The organism is Vibrio sp. Vb1018 (genome assembly GCF_033338775.1).
GTDB lineage: Bacteria > Pseudomonadota > Gammaproteobacteria > Enterobacterales > Vibrionaceae > Vibrio > Vibrio alginolyticus.
In genome coordinates, this window is record NZ_JAWOTI010000011.1 from 1 (window position 1) to 17,614 (window position 17,614).

Annotated in this window: 16 protein-coding genes; 7 read left to right on the forward strand and 9 right to left on the reverse strand. The window is 44.7% G+C overall.

The features are described 5' to 3' along the window. Positions 1–662: 662 nt before the first annotated feature. Positions 663–1,535, reverse strand: a complete 873-nt coding sequence (locus tag R7Z10_RS12935; RefSeq protein WP_005384268.1) for a Tim44 domain-containing protein — start codon at positions 1,533–1,535, stop codon at positions 663–665. 392 nt (positions 1,536–1,927) lie between these two features. On the opposite strand from R7Z10_RS12935, the gene R7Z10_RS12940 reads away from it, so the two are divergent. From R7Z10_RS12940 to R7Z10_RS12950, 3 genes are all read left to right on the forward strand, one after another. Continuing rightward, a complete protein-coding gene (locus tag R7Z10_RS12940) occupies positions 1,928–2,518 on the forward strand; it encodes a TetR/AcrR family transcriptional regulator (protein ID WP_005382308.1) in 591 nt (196 codons plus the stop codon). Between the two features lie 13 nt (positions 2,519–2,531). Continuing rightward, positions 2,532–4,406, forward strand: coding sequence for an MFS transporter (locus R7Z10_RS12945; protein WP_033906874.1), 1,875 nt, complete (start codon positions 2,532–2,534; stop codon positions 4,404–4,406). Between the two features lie 114 nt (positions 4,407–4,520). Then, a complete protein-coding gene (locus tag R7Z10_RS12950; protein ID WP_114139466.1) occupies positions 4,521–5,450 on the forward strand; it encodes a YeiH family protein in 930 nt (309 codons plus the stop codon). Here R7Z10_RS12950 and R7Z10_RS12955 read toward each other — a convergent pair. From R7Z10_RS12955 to R7Z10_RS12985, 7 genes are all read right to left on the reverse strand, one after another. Then, positions 5,447–5,635: a hypothetical protein gene (locus tag R7Z10_RS12955; RefSeq protein ID WP_005382314.1), complete on the reverse strand. Its 189-nt coding sequence runs from the start codon at positions 5,633–5,635 to the stop codon at positions 5,447–5,449. The genes R7Z10_RS12950 and R7Z10_RS12955 overlap by 4 nt on opposite strands. Positions 5,636–5,735: 100 nt before the next feature. Next, positions 5,736–7,163: an o-succinylbenzoate--CoA ligase gene (gene menE, locus R7Z10_RS12960; RefSeq protein WP_033906877.1), complete on the reverse strand. Its 1,428-nt coding sequence runs from the start codon at positions 7,161–7,163 to the stop codon at positions 5,736–5,738. Then, entirely contained in the window at positions 7,148–8,137 is a 990-nt protein-coding gene (menC, locus tag R7Z10_RS12965; protein WP_318104990.1) for an o-succinylbenzoate synthase, read from the reverse strand. The genes menE and menC overlap by 16 nt, the downstream gene beginning before the upstream one ends. Positions 8,138–8,262: 125 nt before the next feature. Next, positions 8,263–9,129, reverse strand: coding sequence for a 1,4-dihydroxy-2-naphthoyl-CoA synthase (menB, locus tag R7Z10_RS12970; RefSeq protein ID WP_005382318.1), 867 nt, complete (start codon positions 9,127–9,129; stop codon positions 8,263–8,265). Further along, the gene (gene menH, locus R7Z10_RS12975) at positions 9,122–9,949 is read right to left on the reverse strand and encodes a 2-succinyl-6-hydroxy-2,4-cyclohexadiene-1-carboxylate synthase (RefSeq protein ID WP_005382319.1); all 828 of its coding nucleotides are present in this window, start codon (positions 9,947–9,949) and stop codon (positions 9,122–9,124) included. Before menH ends, menB begins: the two co-directional genes overlap by 8 nt. Further along, the gene (gene menD / locus R7Z10_RS12980; RefSeq protein WP_064376285.1) at positions 9,936–11,654 is read right to left on the reverse strand and encodes a 2-succinyl-5-enolpyruvyl-6-hydroxy-3-cyclohexene-1-carboxylic-acid synthase; all 1,719 of its coding nucleotides are present in this window, start codon (positions 11,652–11,654) and stop codon (positions 9,936–9,938) included. The genes menH and menD overlap by 14 nt, the downstream gene beginning before the upstream one ends. Next, positions 11,651–12,958, reverse strand: coding sequence for an isochorismate synthase (locus tag R7Z10_RS12985; RefSeq protein ID WP_318104993.1), 1,308 nt, complete (start codon positions 12,956–12,958; stop codon positions 11,651–11,653). The genes menD and R7Z10_RS12985 overlap by 4 nt, the downstream gene beginning before the upstream one ends. A 217-nt stretch (positions 12,959–13,175) precedes the next feature. Between R7Z10_RS12985 and R7Z10_RS12990 the strand changes: the two genes are divergently transcribed. The 3 genes from R7Z10_RS12990 (at position 13,176) to R7Z10_RS13000 (ending at position 16,403) form a co-directional block, all read left to right on the forward strand. After that, positions 13,176–14,390 carry a pyridoxal phosphate-dependent aminotransferase gene (locus tag R7Z10_RS12990; protein ID WP_005384283.1) on the forward strand — a complete coding sequence of 405 codons (1,215 nt, stop codon included), beginning with the start codon at positions 13,176–13,178 and terminating at the stop codon, positions 14,388–14,390. Positions 14,391–14,480: 90 nt separating this feature from the next. Then, positions 14,481–15,065, forward strand: coding sequence for a 5'-deoxynucleotidase (gene yfbR, locus R7Z10_RS12995; protein ID WP_017634778.1), 585 nt, complete (start codon positions 14,481–14,483; stop codon positions 15,063–15,065). Positions 15,066–15,080: 15 nt separating this feature from the next. Continuing rightward, entirely contained in the window at positions 15,081–16,403 is a 1,323-nt protein-coding gene (locus R7Z10_RS13000; protein WP_318104995.1) for an anti-phage deoxyguanosine triphosphatase, read from the forward strand. Positions 16,404–16,409: 6 nt separating this feature from the next. On the opposite strand, the gene R7Z10_RS13005 is transcribed toward R7Z10_RS13000, so the two are convergent. Next, entirely contained in the window at positions 16,410–17,024 is a 615-nt protein-coding gene (locus tag R7Z10_RS13005; protein ID WP_017819919.1) for a tRNA-uridine aminocarboxypropyltransferase, read from the reverse strand. A 3-nt stretch (positions 17,025–17,027) separates the two neighbouring features. On the opposite strand from R7Z10_RS13005, the gene rrtA reads away from it, so the two are divergent. Then, entirely contained in the window at positions 17,028–17,579 is a 552-nt protein-coding gene (gene rrtA, locus R7Z10_RS13010) for a rhombosortase (protein WP_005382331.1), read from the forward strand. Positions 17,580–17,614 lie beyond the last annotated feature (35 nt).

Consider the following 17,614-nt stretch of genomic DNA (forward strand, 5'->3'; position numbering starts at 1 on the left):
GAGTGGCCAAAGGGAGCAGACTGTAAATCTGCCGGCACTGCCTTCGATGGTTCGAATCCGTCCCCCTCCACCATATTGAAGAAGCCAGCTCATTGAGCTGGCTTTTTTCGTTTCAGGATCTTGATAGCATAGTCCTACTACAACGAACCTTTCACTCCTAACCGAAACTCTTCTCGATTGAATACCTATCACGGTAAATAAGTGATCAGAAATAGCGTAGGGAAAATGCTTGAGAACAAGGCGCAATTTTTTGATAAGTAGTTATTCTACAATCAAAAATTGCAACGCAGTTATCGAGTATTTTAACAAGCTAGAATGACCAGTTATTTACTACGATTGGTATAACCTATACTCAATCTCACTAAAGCAACCAACCCCATGTGAAACTCCACAAACAAAAGGCTGAGGAGCAGATCTTTACCCTACAAACAATGTACTAGCTATTTTGATTTTGTTAGTTCGTATGACCTTAATATGAATGTTCAATATAAATAGGAAAACACTTGAGGACTTACTAGAAAAAGTGGGCTCGCAAAATTACCAAACGGACTCAATTAGTGATGTTTGTATAAAAACACGTACAAGAAATATAAATGATAGATACAAAAAATCCCGCAGGGGATGCGGGATTTTTACTAGTGACTAAATTGGTTTAAAGGTGACTAGCCTTGAATACCAACGATTAACCATGGCGCATTAGGCGCAGTCAAGTCACGCTCTAGGTGCCAGATATCTTCGATTTCTTCTTCAACACCTTCTACTGTGTCACGGTAACGACCGCTAAACTGCAGACTAAGCTGTGCTTTATTTGCATCGTAATCAGCACGGACGATCTCCGCATCAACGTACATTACGTCAGTATGCTGCTCACCGTCGAGCTTCGCGCGCTCTGCTTTTAGGTCTTCAAACAAGCTTGGAGAAACATATTCTTCAATAGTTTCTAGCTGGTTGTGATTCCACGCACCTTGCAGGATTCGATAGTGTTCACGAGAACCATTAATGAACGCTGCTTGGTCAAAACCCGGTGGGTAGTTATGTGGTACGTCTGTTTGAGCGCCAAAACCACCAAAGCCACCATTATTTGTGTTTGGTTGTTGCTCAAAGTTTTGCATGTTTGGTTGCTCAAACTTAGATGCGTTGCCACCAAATGCAGGCTGTTGACGATGCTGGTTCATACTGCCCTGCTTCGCACCTAGCATACCGCGCATTAGTTTAAAGATGACAAAGGCAATCAAACCAATAATTAGGATATCCATAAACTGGATACCTTCAAAAGCACCGCCAAAGAATGCAGCAAGTAGACCACCAGCAAGAAGTCCGCCTAGCAGACCACCCATAAGGCCTTTCTTACTTGAAGACTTTGTCGTCTGATCTTTGCCGACCGTATTGGTGTTTTGTTGCTGTTGTTTCGGTGCTGGTGCAGTTTTGTAGCTCTTACCGAAAGACTTACTGCCACCAAACTTCTTCGCTTCCGCGATAGGCGTTACAGCAACAGTAAACATCAATAAAGCAACAATAGAAAATAAACGTTTCATCGTTATCCTTAAAGTTAGCTATCTAAGATAGTGCCCCATTTTCAAGACGAAACAATCGTTGTTTCAAACAGTAGCACGCCAAAGATGATTTTTAAGTCATCATACTCTGTATACCGATTGATGAAAATAGCTTATAGAAGCTGACATGTATCAGAATATTGCCAAAAATGCAGACTGCTCACACTGCTTGCAATTCAGCTGAAGGCGCTTGATCAATGTAAAAAAAGTATGGAATAAGTTCACTAATACTCCAGATTGTTTTACTTGAATTAGAATCAGTGACACAGCTCAGAATCCTACACCTTGAGGGCACTTGGACACATTGCCTTGTTGACGGTTAATAGGTAGCTGACTATCATATTGAACGATGTTCAATAAAGTAGTTTGAGAGTATGGCGCGCAGAAACGATCACACCCGAGAAGAGTTAGTGAATTTGACGTTAACAACGGTCAAAAACTTTTTAGATGAGAATTCTTACCACGAACTCAGTCTTCGTAAAATCGCTAACATGATTGGTTACGTGCCAAGCACATTGGTAAATGTTTTTGGTAATTATAATTTGTTGTTGCTTCATGTTGTCGCTCAAACTTTAGATGAGTTATCTCAAGAAGCACGCAAAGCGACTAATGACAGCAAAGACTCCCATCAAGCGCTTTTTGAACTCGCTTATTGCTACCACGATTTTGCTCAAAAACACCCATACCGTTGGCAGTTAGTGTTCGAACACAACATGAATGGAGCAGAACTTCCGGAATGGCATGCCAAACGTATCGATGGTATGACGGGAATGCTAGAGTCACTATTGGCTCAAATCGCACCACATCGTACTGAATCCGAAGTGATTCAAGCGAGTCGAGTCCTTTGGTCTGGCGTACATGGCATTACTTTACTCAGTGTTGATGATAAGTTTTTCTCTAGTGAACCGATTGATGGCAAAGAATTGATCAGTAATCTTCTTTCTAACTACCTCACGAACTGGTAACAAAGGATTATCCATGTCATCCGACAGACAGCCGTCCTTACTTACGCAGAGAAAATTCCTGCCCTATTTCATTACTCAATTTTTTGGCGCTTTCAACGACAATATTTTTAAAAACGTTTTGCTGTTGTTTGTCGCATTCGCTGGCTCCAGTGCACTGCCTATTTCGAGCAATTTGTTCATCAACCTTGCGGCAGGCTTGTTCATTCTACCGTTCTTTCTGTTCTCTGCTTCCGCTGGCGTATTAGCCGACAAATATGAAAAGTCATGGTTTATTCGTAAGGTCAAACTATTTGAAATAGCCATCATGCTGTTAGGTGCCATCGGATTCATAACCGAAAGTTATGGTGTGCTTTTATTGCTACTGTTTTTAATGGGCACACAGTCAGCATTTTTTGGCCCAGTTAAATATGCCCTTTTGCCTCAAAAGTTAAATGCTAAAGAGTTAGTGCCCGGCAACGCTCTTGTTGAAGCTGGTACCTTTATCGCCATCCTTATTGGCACCTTAGGCGCTGGGATTATAGCCTCTGCAGACAACGCAAAATACCTCGCCGCATTTTGTGTCGTGATCTTCGCATTGTTAGGCTACTTGTCGAGCCGCTCAATCCCCTTTGCTGCAGCCAGCGCGCCCAATCTCTCTTTTCGTTGGCAACCATACAAGCAAACCAAACACACGCTCTCTATCGCCAAATCCGATCGAGTTGTTTTTCAATGCATAATGGCAATAAGCTGGTTTTGGTTTTTAGGCGCCGCATATCTAACACAATTCCCGAATTTCACTAAGATTTACCTAAATGGCACCGAGAGTGCGGTGTCTTTCTTGCTCGCTCTATTTTCCATTGGTATCGCGCTAGGGTCGCTACTTTGCAATTGGATCTCAAACCATCGTATCGAAGTCGGTATTGTGCCAATTGGTGCCTTTGGCATTACGGTATTTGGGTACCTAATGGCCACTTCCATTCCCAATGATCTACCTACTTTCCATAACTTTGTAGACTTCTTTAGATATGAGCCTTTTTGGCCATTATTTTTCTACCTATTGATGATTGGCGCTTCGGGCGGTTTGTTTATCGTGCCTCTTTACGCATTAATGCAGCATCGAGCAAAGGAAACCGAACGTGCTCAAGTCATCGCAGGGCTCAACATTTTTAACTCTCTGTTTATGGTCGGCAGCGCTGTCTTAGGTATTGTGTGCCTCAGTGTAATCAAGATGACAATTCCTCAGCTGTTTGCATTGTTAGCCGTTTTAAATTTCTTAGTCGCCGCTTACATCTTTTTGCAAATTCCTATTTTTGTAGTTCGCTTTGTCATGTGGATGCTTACGCACACCATCTATCGAGTTAAGCATAAGAATCTACACAACCTACCCGAGCATGGTGGGGCATTGATTGTATGTAATCATGTAAGCTACATGGATGCATTGCTACTTAGTGCCGTATGCCCAAGGTTGATTCGTTTTGTCATGGAGGAAGATTACGCCAACCTACCTCCATTAAGGCGCTTTTTACGTCGAACTGGGGTAATTCCAATTTCAGCGAGTAACAGAAGCTCTATCAGACGTGCATTTAACGATGTGGAAGCTGCGCTAAGCGAAGGTCATATCGTCTGTATTTTCCCTGAAGGAAGATTAACTTCAGATGGTGAAATGAATGAATTCATGCGCGGTATTGATATCATTCTACGTCGTAGCCCAGTACCCGTCATACCTGTTGCACTTAAAGGCTTATGGGGAAGCTATTTCAGCCGCGCAAAAGGTCGCGCATGCTGTGGCTTACCGACTCGATTTTGGTCAAAGCTAGAAATTGAGGCAGGACAACCGGTGCCACCAAATGAAGCAACGGCAAAAACAATGTTCGATAAAGTGCATCAACTTAGAGGCGACTGGCGATAAATACACTTGAACACATGTTTAGGATAACTGAACATGTGTTCAAATCATTAAGACAAACTGACCACACCCAGTGCGATATACTCTCCCTTTCATTCACAACAGCGAATAAAAACCTTGAATAGAAACTACCTCCTGTTTGGATTGGCGTTACTTTTTTGTCTAACCCCTCTTGCCTCCTCTCCCATTGCTCTAGTTATCGGTTTTCTACTCGCAAGTTTTGGTTTTGTGCCTTCCGAGCTGCCCATCGCTTCTTTTACTAAAAAGCTGCTGTCTTACTCGATTATTGGCTTAGGCTTTGGCATCAACTTTGAGCAAGCACTTGCAGTCACATCGGATGGTATCGGCCTGATCATCGCCACTATTACAGGCACACTGATCATGGGCACTCTCATTGCCAGGGTAATTAAATTGGAGCGAGTAACCGCTTACTTAATCTCATCAGGTACTGCAATTTGTGGTGGTAGCGCAATTGCTGCTGTGGCACCGGCCATTAAAGCGAAAGACGAGCAGATTGGATTAGCACTGGCAACGGTATTTGTCCTGAACTCCATTGCACTCTTTGTGTTTCCTGTGATTGGACATGCTTTAGGGCTAGATCAACACACGTTTGGCACATGGGCTGCGATTTCCATTCATGACACATCTTCTGTTGTCGGGGCTGCCTCGGCCTATGGGGAAGAAGCACTAACGACGGCAACAACATTGAAACTCGCGCGCGCTTTATGGATCATTCCTGTTGCTTTGATCAGTGCCGTCATCTTTTCAAGAGGCCAAAAAGAGAATGGAAAGAAAAAACTAGCTATCCCTTATTTCATTTTTTGGTACTGTGCAGCTATCGCGTTTAGCGACTTATTTCCTCAATTTGAAATGGTCTATCACGGCATTTTCATTGGAGCAAAGCAAGCGTTGGTTGTATGTCTGTTCTTGATAGGTTGTAGCATTTCAATTTCAAAACTAAAGTCTGCTGGAGCTAAGCCACTGTTGTTTGGTGTGACTCTGTGGGTGTTAATTTCGACCACTTCTCTAAGTTGGTTACTGTTTTAGATATTGGTGGTCTGCTTATCGCGTTGAGGGGACGGCATTTCCCGTTTGCTATTTTTGTATATAACGACCAACGCAATAGCGATCAAAAATGCCGTTAGCTCTGCAAGAGAGCGGGCTAGCCCTTCACTACTTATCGCGATACCAATTTGTAGTGCTACTGCCGCAATTAAAACTAGCTTTGCCATCCTGAACCTTATGCATTTTCTCTCCACGAAGAAGCATAATTATGATTCAGAGTTATAAGGATACGAAATTCTCTTTATGACTAATACATAGCAAAATTGACTAATGCTGAAGTGATGACAACAGCCACTCTTTCACGGCCTTACGTGAAATTTTGATCCCACCTTCTAGTAGAGTTTCTGGCATTACATGGTATCCCACTGGCCATTTAAACTTCTCTAACTTTGATTGCAAGTGCTGGTCATACTCCGACTTGCTGCGCAATCCATTGGTCTGAATCACAGCTACTGGTCTATGACCAAACTCCGCGTCTTCGACTGGAACCACTATACTCTGCACTACACCATCAATTTGGTTCAAAGCGGCTTCAATCTCTTCACAATGGATATTCTCACCACCAGAGATAAACTGATTGTCGGCACGGCCGATTATCTTTAATTCATCACCTTGCCACTCGCCAAGATCCTTGCTGTCAAACCAGCCTTTCTCATCCAGAAATGGGGTAACATGTCCTTGATGGAAATACCCTGCCGCTAATGTCTTACCGCCAACAAAAATGCGTTGGTCAACTAATTTTATCTTACGGTGCTCCAATACATGCCCAGCATTACTGGTACTGTCAATTCTCTTTGCGGTAACGGTAGAGGCCGCCTCCGTCATCCCATAACCTAACCATGTCTCAATGCCTTGCCCTGTTGCTCGTAGTGCCAACTCGTGATCAACGTGGCTGCCGCCCAGTAGCACATGTGTCAATGACAAATGTGCATCATCATCCAATAACCGTTTGAGCTGAGTCGCAACCAAAGAAGCGTGTGATACGCCCTGAACATCATCAACAAGTTTCCCTGAACCGACTTTTAGTGTTGCTCCGACATATAGCCAACGATAGACAATCGCCAATCCAGAGACGTGATACAGCGGAAGCGATAATAGCCAAGCATCTTGCTGAGTGAAAATGAACTCCTGCAACAAGCCCTCTGCAGACGCAAGATGCTGTCGATGTGTATGAACCACAGCTTTAGGCTCCCCTGTAGAGCCAGAAGTAAATACTACTGAAGCGAGCCGGTCATGATGATAGCTATCTTCAGTCAACGAATCACTCTCTTGCTGTGATACTACAGGCGATGAAAGCAATGTTGCCTTGAGTTTTTGTATATCATGTTCAGAAAAGGTCGAAGCGCACTCCTGAGAAAACCAGATAAACCGAGTTTGATCAGGCCTGTAAAGTGTAGCAAGCTTACCCTGCAACTTATCTAGTGGTTGTTCCATGGTCAGCGCAGCGAGCGCACCTAACTGTTTGGAGGCAAGATAAAACAACAGTGTTTCTACTTGGTTCTTGCCAACCAAAGTCAGCACATCCCCCCGAGTTACACCCAAGTCATTCAAATAGTGAGTGTATTGGTCAATACGCTTCGAGAGTTGTTGCCAGTTTAATACTTCTGTTGATGTCTTGAGTGCAATAGAAAAAGGGCTCGTTTGAGCCCAATATTTCCATGGTGCCTTCGCAATATTGTCTACGCAGAATGCCACACAATCTCCTGGTCTTTTAGAGGAAGAACGGGAAGTTCACACTTAGGCCAGCCCTGCTCTAGCTGAGCTTTGAGTAAGCCAATCGTATCCAAACCTGGAACTTCATCAGGCAGCTGCCTTTGGGCAAAGCGCGCTAATTGAGTTAAACCGAGACTGGATTCAATGCTCGAGCTAATCACTGCTTTCATCCCCAGTGACTTCGCTTTCTCTATCAGTGTAATACAAAAATCCACTGAACCAATGAGTGTGGGTTTGATGATGATCGTTTTCACACCAGTTAGATCTTCAAGACGGAAATCTTCACGACGAACCGCATCTTGCAATGTTTCATCCCAAGCGATAGCAATACCAGTATTAATCGCAAAAGAGAGACTATCGCCAGGAGAGCGGCACGGCTCTTCTAGAAACGTGATTCGTTGACGCAGAGACGGAGCAATGTACTTAGCGAACTGCTGCGCTTTTTCTGGTGTCCAAGCGCGATTGGCATCGAGTCGAAGCGTTAATTGAGGGATTGATTCAAGAAAAAGGTTCACAAGCATGCCATCGCGAATTGGCTCATAAAGTCCAACTTTCACCTTAGCGACTTTCTTACCTTCCATTTCGTTCAGCTTTGGAATGAGCTCATCTGGGTCGCCAGTGCATAGTGGCGCTGTTTGGTATTTACCTTGTTGTGGTAAGCCACCAGCTAATTCAAGCTGTGCCATCGATAAACCAAACGCAACCGACGGGTACATCTTGGCATAATCCACATCCAACTCTGCTACCCAACGCTCCGCCTGTTCTTGTAGCTGAACACCCGCATCTTCGGTGCTCTCTAAGCTAAAACCAGGAAGAGGAGCGACTTCTCCAAGCCCTGTTTTACCATCTTCGGAAAGCGCAACAACATAACCAACACGTTCGGTTAGCTTGTTGTCACGTAGGATGACACCACTATCCATGGGCAAGCTATAACGATAAATTTTCGCTTCACGCATAATTCAAGTCCTATGTAATGCCGTATATTTGAGCGTTCTGACGAGCAATCCCACCAGCCTCCCAGAGGGCGAGGCGCTCAGGAAAAAAGGAACAGAGGAGCTAACACGCTCCTCATTTAGACGGATTATGGGTTGCGAGGGAATTTATCGAAGTCTGGGCGACGCTTCTCGTTAAAGGCATTACGACCTTCTTGGCCTTCATCAGTCATGTAGAACATCATCGTTGCGTTACCCGCTAGCTCTTGCAGACCCGCTTGACCATCACAATCTGCGTTTAATGCAGCTTTCAGGCAGCGCAATGCCATTGGGCTGTGCTGTAGTACTTCACGACACCAACGAACGGTTTCTTTCTCTAGATCCGCTAGTGGTACAACTGTGTTTACTAGGCCCATGTCTACCGCTTCTTGAGCATTGTAGAAACGACATAGGAACCAAATTTCGCGAGCTTTCTTTTGGCCTACGATACGAGCCATATAAGATGCGCCCCAACCGCCGTCAAATGAACCCACTTTAGGGCCTGTTTGACCAAATTGAGCGTTGTCAGCTGCAATTGTTAGATCACACATCATATGCAGTACATGACCACCGCCAACAGCCCAACCAGCTACCGATGCGATCACTGGTTTTGGACAAGTACGAATATCACGTTGGAAGTCCAATACGTTTAGGTGGTGCGTACCTTGGTCATCTTTGTAGCCGCCGTAGTCGCCACGGATCTTCTGGTCACCGCCAGAACAGAATGCGTCTTCACCTAGACCTGTCAGAATGATCACGCCAACACCAGAGTCGTAACGCGCATCTGCCAACGCATCAATCATCTCTTTTACCGTTTGAGGACGAAACGCATTACGCACTTGAGGACGCGCAATGGTGATTTTCGCGATACCATCTTCAGACTTATGGTAATGAATGTCCTCGTATTTCTCGCCGCAATCTTTCCATTGAACCGGAGCGTAAAGTTCTTCTTCAGAAATGCCTACTGTTTTAGCCATGGTGATTCCCATTGTTCTCGTTACTCTCACCAAAGTGAGACTGAATTATTTGCTTGGTATGTATCGCAAACTGTTTGGGCTGCTCTTGATGGACGTTATGACCAGCGCCTTCAACTTGTCGATACGCCAACCCGCTACGTTGTGCCAGTTGGCTAAATTTTTGGTCTTTCTCACCACACAAGTAATACACTGGTATGTTCTGCTTTTGCAGTGAGGGCAACAAATATGCCTGTTTGGCTAACGATGTCGTCATCAACATATTCGCCACCGCTGAGCCAAGATTATCACTTCGCTTCGCAATGAATGTTTGTCTTTGCTCATGGTTTAGTGAAGAAAACACCGCTTGTTGGTACCAATCGTTCAAAACACGTTCAAGTGGTTCAGTTTTGAAACGCATTGCCCAGCGAGCATCATTCTCTAATCTCACCTGTTTCTCTGACTCAGTTTGAAGCCCGAAGTTTCCCCCTTCAATAATCGCGCCTGCAATATTGAGATCTGGAAAGCATTGATGGGCAATACCATGCATCGCAATGCGGCCGCCCATAGAGTAACCAATCAAAATAAGTGGTTGTTGTGAGGGAAATAATAAAGATAGTGTGGAACCAAGAAGTTTGCAGCAATCATTCAGATCGCTGCAAGAAATAGATTGGCTATGCCCATGACCAGGGAGGTCAACCGTAACACGTTCATATTCGGGTAATGCATTTAAACACGCGAGCCAATCGGCACCGCTACCGAGTAAGCCATGCAAAAACACCAAAGTGGGCAACGTTCTACTTTGGTGTTTTTCTAATACAGGGAAACGTTCAAAGTAAAGCATTCAGACTCTTATTAAATGCCTTGAGTGTCTCAGCAGCTTGGTTAGATGGGGTTTGAACCTCGACCAGCAACGTTCCTTGGCCGTGACATAAATGCTCTTTTACAGATGATTGGAATTGCTCCAGTGTAGAAACATGCAAATACGCCAAACCAAACTGCTTTGCCGCGTGTTCAAACTGATAACCATGAGGCATTTGATAATATGTCGTTCTGCGCTCTGGTGGTACTGGCAACATATCAAAAATCGCACCGCCGTCATTATTAGTAACAACAAGTATCGCCGGCAGTTTATTGTGAGAAAATAGCGCCAGAGAATTGAGATCATAAAGTGCTGCTGTGTCACCGATATACATTAGTAACGGATTACCTCTTGCCCGTTGCACGCCTGATGCCGCAGCAAACAAACCGTCAATCCCTGACGCGCCTCGATTAGTGAAAACCTCTACACCATCCAATTTTCCGTACATATCAACAAGCCGAACAAACAAGCTATTACCCAAGAAAACATCTACGTTTTTTGTGCGCTCGTTGATGTCTGCTGCCAACGCAATTTCGTCAATGGCAGACGCTGAATCAGATAGGAAGGCTTCTGCGATACGTTGATGAACTCGCTTAACGTCATTCGCTAACCTATCAGCCCACCCAGCAAATATTGACTTCTCAAAACTAATGCGAGAAACCCACGTTTTAGGAGGCTCAACCCAGTGCATTTGCGCCAGATGATTTTGGTTATTCCGGTCCATACAAGGTGAGACATACCAATACTGAACGTCTTTACTTTGTTGATTTTTCGATACTTGTTTATCAATCCATTGGTTCAAACGTTTGGAGATGATTCGGCTACCAAATTGGATAATAAGTTCACAAGATTCAAGCTCGTTTGCGAACTCGGGAAGTTGAAGCCATACATCGTAATACGCCCAATCCGAACTGAGACCACTTTGCGGGTCTGCAAGTACTGGCCATCCCATCTTTTGTGCAAATGCCTGCGCCGACTTCGCTTGTTCAAGCGGTAAGCTGCCAATCACAACCAAGCCTTTTTTGTCCGAAAAAGGCGGGATGTTTGCCTGTGACAAATGGCTAAAACGCTGAGTATAAGTGCCGCTTCCTTTTCGCCATCCGGCGACCGAATCTAAGTAGGTTTGATAATCCGATTTTGCGCCGTTGGAATACAAAGGCTCTGGAAATGCACAATTAATATGAACGGCACTACCCTGCAATTGCTGAGTAAACATCACTTCGTCAACAGAGGTCAGCAACCAGTTAAGCGACGTTGCTAAATTTGGGCTTGGTAAATTCAAACTGGCCGAAACATGATGTGAAAAAATACCCAATTGATTTATCGCTTGGTTTGCACCACAGCCGACAAGTTCTACTGGACGATCTGCTGTCAGCAGCACCAGTTTTTCACCAGTAAGTTTGGCTTCGGCAACCGACGGTAATAAGTTCGCCACTGCCGTACCAGAGGTAACGATAATTGCCACGGGTTCCTGAGTAGCTTTCGCTAAACCAAGAGCCATAAAGCCCAATCCACGCTCATCAAAATGAGTATGAATGGAAAAGTCGGACTGTTCTGCCGCTTCTAAAGTTAAAGGCGTAGAACGAGATCCGGGAGCGATACAAACATGCTTAACGCCAAATCGCTGAAGCTCAATCAATATGGTTTCTGACCAAACTCGATTGAGCACCGCTTGGTCATGACTCATGATGCGACTCCCAATGGCGGATGATCAGAAATCAGCGTAAGTAACGTCGACATTTTCTTATCAAGTTCTGCCCACTCATGTTCTGCAATGGAGCCTGGAACAATCCCTGCGCCCGCAAACAGTTGTACTTGCTCACCGAGCACAAGCGCACTTCTGATTGCGACACAAAACTCTGCTCGTTCATGGCTTATGTAACCCATTGACCCCGCGTACCAGCCGCGTGCAAACGGCTCATTATCAAGAATAAACTGCATGGACTCTTGTCGGGGTAAGCCAGCAACCGCCGCTGTTGGCTGAAGCGCCGATAACAACTGAACACCATTTATCCCCGCTCTTAGACTAGCGTGAATATTTCGCTTAAGGTGCTGCACTTTTCGTAGTCTGACCAAACTCGGTTCAGCTTCCACTTCAACCATTTCAGAATGCGGTGATAGACGATCAATGATGTCGTCCACCACATACTGGTTTTCGTTGAGGTTCTTTTGGTCTTGGGATAACCAATTCGCCAACTCCATATCTTGAGTGGCATTGTCTCCCCGACCAATCGTACCTGCTAACGCTTCGGTATGTAGCTCATGCCCTACGCGAGAATACAAACGTTCTGGTGTAGACCCCATAAAACTGTGCTTACTGTCTAAGCTCAGCATGAAATGGAAGCTATGATGGTTATTTAAGTAACTTGCTTTAAGTAGCTGTGCAGCACTTAATGTGTTATCAAGCTGCACGGTAGAGCGACGCGCTAAAACCACTTTCTTAAAATCATCATTCTCTATACCAGTCAGAACCTTATGAACTAACTCATTCCATTGAGGCTGACTTGGCGTATGAACAATAGAGCGGATGTGAGACGAAATTGGAGCTAAGGCCGCGACCTCACAAACCAGTTTATTCAACCCAGCTAGAGTTCGCGATTTGTCTTCTGAAATATTAACTGCGAGAGACCACTGATGGTCAAAACGAATTAACTCAATTTGAGGCAAAAAGAAAAAAGAAGGCATACAGCGACGATTCTTCTCATGCTGTCCATCAAAAGAGCGCCCGCCCCAGACTCTTTGCCCTTCACCTAGAATGGTATAAGCAGGACCTGGCTCAACAAAAGCGTGCAATTGCCCTAGTGCAACGACCTCTTCACGTGTATCGCGGGACTGCCAATAAAACTTAGGGAAAAGTGGTTGTGCATCAAGCCAATCAATAAATGAGAAATTGGGTTTCTCGCTAAGGGGCTCGACCAGACGTGTTTGATTGCCTTCCGATTGCTGAACTCGCTCGATAATTCTCTTTACGGCTTGATGGAACTGTGACAAATCAACCTCGTTGTATGTGAGGATAAATGGTAACTGACGGCTACTCTAAGTTTAGACCCAAAGCAAATCAAGGTCGTATGCGATCTTTTGCAAAATCCTGTGATAGCAAGCGAGCAAAACTTAACCAGCAGACAGATTATTTACAGATATATATTCTAATAAAAAACAAATTATTGTATTTTAATAAAGAAATTAACGAATTTTTAGGAATTAAACAATGCAAAATATCGGGATGTCGTCAAAACTCGACAATGTCTGCTACGACATTAGGGGTCCTGTACTCAAACATGCTAAGCGCATGGAGGAAGAAGGGCATAAAATCCTAAAGCTAAACATTGGTAACCCTGCCCCATTTGGTTTTGACGCCCCTGATGAGATTTTAGTCGACGTGATTCGTAATCTGCCGACTTCTCAAGGCTATTGTGATTCCAAAGGTATTTACTCTGCTCGTAAAGCTGTGGTCCAACACTATCAGCGTAAAGGTATACGCTCGCTAGATGTAGAAGATGTGTATGTAGGTAACGGCGTGTCTGAGTTGATCGTAATGGCCATGCAAGCGCTATTAAACAATGGCGACGAAATGCTGATCCCAGCACCAGACTATCCGTTATGGACAGCTTCAGTTGCACTATCTGGTGGTAAGCCGGTTCATTATCTATGTGATGAAGAGGCTGACTGGTACCCAGACCTTGAAGACATCAAAAAGAAAATCACACCAAAGACACGTGGCATTGTTCTGATCAACCCGAACAACCCGACAGGTGCGGTATACAGCCGTGACTTCCTACTTGAAGTGATTGAGATAGCACGCCAGCACAAACTGATCATTTTCGCAGATGAGATCTACGACAAAGTGTTGTACGACGGTGCAACACATACCTCAGTCGCCACACTCACTGAAGACGTGCTAGTCATGACATTCAATGGCCTTTCAAAAGCCTACCGTGTTTGTGGTTTCCGTGGTGGCTGGATGTTCTTAACGGGGCCTAAACATCTGGCTCAAGGGTACGTGAATGGCTTGGAGCTGCTTTCATCGATGCGTTTATGTGCAAACGTACCAATGCAACATGCCATTCAAACCGCGTTAGGTGGATACCAGAGTATCAATGAACTGATTTTACCTGGCGGACGCTTGTTAGAGCAGCGCAACCGAGCGTATGAACTGATCAATCAGATTCCTGGCGTTTCTTGTGTCAAACCTAAGGGTGCGATGTACCTCTTCCCGAAAATCGACACTAAAATGTACAACATCAAGAACGATCAGCAGATGGTTTTAGATTTCTTAAAACAAGAGAAGGTCTTACTGGTGCAAGGTTCCGGTTTTAACTGGCCAAAACCAGACCACTTCCGCATCGTGACACTACCGCACGTTGAAGATCTAGAAATCGCCATTGGACGTTTTGAAAGATTCCTATCAACCTACAGCCAGTAATGAATCACTGGTAGTAATTAGTGCTGATCTCTCATATGCTTAGAGGAACTCCTAGTGAGTTCCTTTTTTACACCAGAAACGGAGAAAGCCATGAAAGAAAGCCATTTTTTCGCCCACCTGGCTCGAATGAAGCTGATCCAACGCTGGCCTTTAATGCGGTCCGTCTCACCAGAAAACGTTTCAGAGCATAGCTTACAAGTTGCTTTTGTCGCTCATGCCCTTGCCCTAATTAAAAACAAAAAGTTCGGCGGCAACCTTAATCCAGAACGCATCGCTATTCTTGCCATGTACCATGATTCCAGTGAAGTATTAACGGGTGATCTTCCAACTCCAGTGAAGTATTACAACCCTGAAATTGCCAAAGAATATAAGAAGATAGAATCGGCAGCGGAACAAAAATTACTCTCAATGTTACCGGAAGAGTTCCACGATGATTTTGCCCCCTATCTTCTTTCTCACTCTGCACACGAAGAGGACGCAAAAATCGTTAAGCAAGCCGATTCCATCTGTGCCTATTTAAAATGTCTTGAAGAACTGAGCGCCGGCAACCATGAGTTCGCTCTGGCAAAAAAACGCTTAGACGTCACTTTGCAAGAACGCAGAACGCCTGAAATGGATTACTTTCTCAATACCTTTGCCCCAAGTTTCGAATTATCGTTAGATGAAATCAGTTAGCTTACGGAGATAATCGTGTCGTTTGAATTACACCCGCAATGGCAAGAGCGCCATGATGATGAGCATAAAATCCGTCGAGACGACCATCGGAGCCCGTACCAACGAGACCGAGCGCGTATTCTTCACTCGGCTGCATTTCGACGCCTACAAGCAAAAACCCAAGTACACGGCAATAGCTTGGAAGACTTTCACCGCAGTCGGTTAACACACTCCTTAGAAGCGTCGCAACTAGGGACCGGTATCGTCGCCCAGTTAAAGAAAAAACAGCCAGAGTTCCGCGATCTATTACCATCAGACAGCTTAATTGATTCATTATGTTTGGCTCACGACATCGGGCATCCTCCATACGGTCATGGGGGAGAAGTCGCTCTAAACTACGTAATGCGCGAACATGGCGGCTTCGAGGGGAACGCCCAAACCTTTCGTATCGTCACTAAGTTAGAGCCTTATACTGAGCATTTCGGAATGAATTTATCACGCCGCACACTGCTTGGTTTGATTAAGTACCCTGCCCTCATTAGTCAAACACGCTCCGTCAAGTTGCCTCAACCAGCCGAGCATCAACGTAAACTAAAAGCAAAAGATTGGAGCCCAGCTAAAGGCATTTATGATTGTGATAAAGACTTATTTGATTGGGTAATTGCACCGCTTTCTGACAACGACAAGGCATTGCTTAGTCTGATGCGTTCAACGCCAGAATCGGAGTTTGAGCACAGTAAAACGCGTTTTAAATCACTCGATTGCTCAATCATGGAGCTAGCAGATGATATCGCCTACGGTGTTCATGATTTAGAAGATGCAATCGTACTTGGTATGGTGACACGTCAGCAATGGCAAGAAGGCGCAGCAAGTCAATTAGCGGACTGTGGCGACTCGTGGTTTGAAGCTCATATCGATTCCATCGGACAGATGCTATTTAGCGGTAAGCACCATGAGCGGAAAGATGCTATCGGTGGTATGGTTAACGCGCTACTGACCAGCATTTCAATCAAAACGGTGGATGAGCCGTTTAATAACCCGTTACTGTCTTGGAATGCGTGTTTAGAACCACAGATGGCACGTGCACTTGACGTACTCAAGCACTTTGTCAGCACCTTCGTTATCCAAGTCCCGCAGGTCCAGATCGTTGAGTATAAGGGTCAGCAAATTATTATGGATATTTTTGAAGCGTTAACAGCAGACCCAGAGCGATTACTACCCGTTCATACAAAAGATCTGTGGTGTCAGGCGAAGAGCGAGAGCAATAAGATGAGGGTCATCGCCGATTATATTTCTGCAATGACCGATGGTCACGCGCAAAAGCTACACCGCCAACTTTTCTCTTCCATCGTTCTTTAGTAACACTCAACCTTTCAAGTAATTCTTTTCAAAAACGCCCGGAGGCATCTGGGCGATTTGGAATTCGATCATCTTTTCAAAGGCACGCATCAGCGGTGTAAAGTCTCGCTCGGGTTCAAGCAAGCGAAGCGAATGATAACCAGCCTCGACTGTCGATAAGCTATTCTCAGAGGGCGCCTTACGAATGGTGTAGTGCCCTTGTAGTTGCTTAGGCAACTGCACGGTTGGGAATGAATGTAAGTTGCTTGAGAGTTGCCACATTTTGTACGCTTTTTTCCACGTACCATCGAGCAAAATCAAACGTATTTTCTTAGATACACTATGACTCGCTTGAGTGATTTCAGAAATGCATCGTGACTCTTCTGATGGGTAAAGAACAAAATGTTGATATGACTTATCCGCTAATAAGTGATTTAAGACATCATCACAAGAAAAGTCCTCTCCTATCAAACAAATACAGTTATCTAAACTCAAATTGAGAATCCGTGCCGTACCAAGCGGACGATGTTCTTCACTCGTGTGCTGAAGAATGATAAGTTCTACCTCGCTTGCCAGCGGTACAATCCATTGGCAAATACACGCTTTTTGCGATTTTCCACAACGAGAACAATAACGAGACATAGAGTGAACCTTTATACCTTGCTGAGTATTATCAGCGTGATCTGTTTGATACTTCAATTTGAACCAATGGCAAGCCTAACCGAGTGGCACAGCTACAATATACGCCATGGTGAATGGTGGCGAATCGTAACAGGAAATCTCACACATACCAACTTTGCGCACTTAGGAATGAACCTCGCCGGATTGTGGATCATTACTTTTATTTTTCGCCCAAGCACTCGTAACTTCCTTATCGTTTTTTCAATCTTATGTGCATGTGTTGGTGCGCTGAATTTGTTTACCAACATGTCGGTATACGTGGGTTTATCCGGCGTATTACACGGATTGTTTGGATTTTGGGCGCTCAGAGAAGTCTTTGAAAGCAGAAGAAGCAGTGTGTTGTTAGTCGGAGGGCTAATCGCCAAAGTAGCATGGGAGCAGGTCTATGGCCCATCCAGCAGTACTGCTGAGCTTATCGGTGCAAACGTTGCTATTGATGCTCATATGTTTGGCGCACTCGGTGGGTTAGTAATGGCTTTACTGGAAAAAGGCCTTCGCCGTCGTTTATTCGGATAAAAAATCCCGAACCACGAAAGAGGAGCTGGTTCGGG

Bases quoted from the DNA above. Each gene is read 5' to 3' on its own strand.
- menB (WP_005382318.1), bottom strand. From the start codon at position 9,129: ATGGCTAAAACAGTAGGCATTTCTGAAGAAGAACTTTACGCTCCGGTT.
- R7Z10_RS12955 (WP_005382314.1), bottom strand. From the start codon at position 5,635: ATGGCAAAGCTAGTTTTAATTGCGGCAGTAGCACTACAAATTGGTATC.
- menD (WP_064376285.1), bottom strand. From the start codon at position 11,654: ATGAGTCATGACCAAGCGGTGCTCAATCGAGTTTGGTCAGAAACCATA.
- R7Z10_RS12990 (WP_005384283.1), top strand. From the start codon at position 13,176: ATGCAAAATATCGGGATGTCGTCAAAACTCGACAATGTCTGCTACGAC.
- R7Z10_RS12940 (WP_005382308.1), top strand. From the start codon at position 1,928: ATGGCGCGCAGAAACGATCACACCCGAGAAGAGTTAGTGAATTTGACG.
- R7Z10_RS12945 (WP_033906874.1), top strand. From the start codon at position 2,532: ATGTCATCCGACAGACAGCCGTCCTTACTTACGCAGAGAAAATTCCTG.
- yfbR (WP_017634778.1), top strand. From the start codon at position 14,481: ATGAAAGAAAGCCATTTTTTCGCCCACCTGGCTCGAATGAAGCTGATC.
- R7Z10_RS13005 (WP_017819919.1), bottom strand. From the start codon at position 17,024: ATGTCTCGTTATTGTTCTCGTTGTGGAAAATCGCAAAAAGCGTGTATT.
- R7Z10_RS12935 (WP_005384268.1), bottom strand. From the start codon at position 1,535: ATGAAACGTTTATTTTCTATTGTTGCTTTATTGATGTTTACTGTTGCT.
- menH (WP_005382319.1), bottom strand. From the start codon at position 9,949: ATGCTTTACTTTGAACGTTTCCCTGTATTAGAAAAACACCAAAGTAGA.
- menC (WP_318104990.1), bottom strand. From the start codon at position 8,137: ATGCGTGAAGCGAAAATTTATCGTTATAGCTTGCCCATGGATAGTGGT.